1 protein-coding gene is annotated in these 509 nt (G+C 58.9%); it reads left to right on the plus strand.

Translation table 11 applies throughout. The annotated features are described in order from the left end of the window. Positions 1–509: hypothetical protein (locus AACQ38_RS23880; RefSeq protein ID WP_165579257.1), on the plus strand; the 509-nt coding region annotated here is incomplete at both ends.

Here is a 509-nt window from a genome sequence, read left to right on the forward strand (position 1 = left end):
CGCAGCACGTTCAGGCTAAGGGCAAAAATCTGGCCGCCGATACGCTGGCTATCCACAGTCAGCGGATTGACCTGAGCGACAGCCAGACCGCAGCCGGTCAGATTCAACTCACCGCCGGTCAAGCGGGCATCAGTACCGCTCGCGCCAGCGTCAACGCCGACCGTTTGACCGCAAAAACGCCGGGCCAGTTTAACAACGACGGCGGCCAGTTAGTGGCGAGGGCAATCCACCTCACAACGCCGGATTTATCCAATCAGCAGGGAAAAATTAACCAGACCGGTACCGGTGAACTGATGCTCCATACCCGCACCCTGAATAACCGTGAGGGGACCGTGTTCAATCAGGGGAAATTGACCCTCACCACTGACCGGCTCGACAACCATCAGGGCACTATTGCCAGTCAGGGCGAGGACCTGCATCTCACCGCGCATCAGGCCGATAACAACCAGGGAACGGTGCAACTGGCAGGCAACGGGAAACTGTCGCTCAACACGCAACGGTGGCTGGGT

Origin of the sequence: Photorhabdus sp. RW14-46 (assembly GCF_963887965.1) — a bacterium.
Classification (GTDB): domain Bacteria; phylum Pseudomonadota; class Gammaproteobacteria; order Enterobacterales; family Enterobacteriaceae; genus Photorhabdus; species Photorhabdus laumondii.